General features: G+C 63.7%; 1 protein-coding gene. It reads left to right on the top strand.

Annotation, left to right across the window (positions count from 1 at the left end; translation table 11 throughout):
• Nucleotides 1-1,470: DUF6531 domain-containing protein (locus tag PMI21_RS11990; protein WP_007939211.1), on the top strand; the 1,470-nt coding region annotated here is incomplete at both ends.

Below are 1,470 nucleotides of genomic sequence, written 5' to 3'. Positions count from 1 at the left end.
CGTCGAAACAGGCAATAAACCCCAACGGCGACAGCGCCGATTCCGTCGACAAAACCGCGACCAACAACTGCCCGGTGTCGATGGTCACCGGCGAAGAACTGCTGCCCCTCACCGACGGTTCACTGGATGGGCTGCTGCCGTTTGCCTTCACCCGGCTCTACCGCACCAGCGCCGCCGAGATCGACAGCGGTCTTGGCTTTGGCTGGAGTCATTCGCTCGCTCATCGGCTGGAAATCGAGGGCGACACCGTCATCTGGATCGACCACGAAAACCGCCGCACCACGTTCCCGCTGCCGAGTGCCGAACGCCCGGCGATCCACAACAGCCTCTCCCGCGCGGCGATTTACCTCGGCGACGACCCCGAAGAACTGATCCTCGCCCAGGCCGGCGACGACACGCGGTTTTACCACTTTCACAACGGTCGGCTGACGGCGATCAGTGACGCCTACAACAACCGCCTGCGCATCACCCGCGACCGCCAGGATCGCATTCAACGCCTCGACAACGGTGCCGGTCGTGCCTTGCTGTTGCGTTACGACCGCGCTCACCTGATCGCCGTCGATTACCAGTGTTTTCGCCCGGCCCAGACCCTCGCCGAGGCCTGGTACACCGAGCAGACGTTGGTCAGTTATCACTACGACGAACGCGATCAATTGATCGAGGCGAGCAACGCCGCCGGCGAAAGCGAACGTTACGACTACGACGACAACCACGTAATTTTGCAGCGGCAACTGGCCGGTGGCGCGAGTTTCTTCTGGGAGTGGGAACGGTCCGGCAAGGCGGCACGCTGCGTGCGGCATTGGGCGTCGTTCGCGCAGATGGACACGCGCTATGTCTGGGATGACCAGGGCAGCGTCACCGTCCGAAACATCGACGGCAGCGAAGAGGTTTACGTCCACGACGACCGGGCGCGGCTGGTGCGCCGGGTCGAACTGGACGGCGGCGAACAGCTCAAGGCCTACGACGAGCAGGGCCGGTTGGTGGCCGAGCAGGATCCGCTCGGAGCCGTCACCGAATACAGCTACGACGACGTCGGACGCTTGGTGGCGCTGATTCCACCGGAAGACGAACCAACGGCCTACGAGTATCGCAACGGTTTCCTGCAGGCGCGCTATCGCGGCCAGGCGGTGTGGACCTATCGGCGTAATGCTCAGGGGGACGTCACCGAGGCGGTTGATCCCGACGGTCAGGTCACCCATTACCACTACGACCCTCAGGGGCGGTTGCTGTCGATCCGCTACCCGGACACCAGTCGCCATCTATTCGTCTGGAATGCCTTGGGGCAGTTGCTCGAAGAGACCTTGCCGGACGGTGGGCAGCGGCGCTTTGCCTACGATGCGCTGGGGCGGCAGGCGACCCGTCAGGACGAACACGGTGCGCTCACCCAGTACCAATGGGACGCCGTTGGCCGACTGATTCAGATCACGTTGCCGACCGGGGCCGTGCGTGGGTTCAGCTACAACGCCTACG

This window comes from Pseudomonas sp. GM18 (genome assembly GCF_000282195.1).
In the GTDB taxonomy this organism is placed as follows: domain Bacteria; phylum Pseudomonadota; class Gammaproteobacteria; order Pseudomonadales; family Pseudomonadaceae; genus Aquipseudomonas.
The sequence above is the reverse complement of the archived record's forward strand: the minus strand, read 5'-3'. Positions and strand labels throughout refer to the sequence as shown.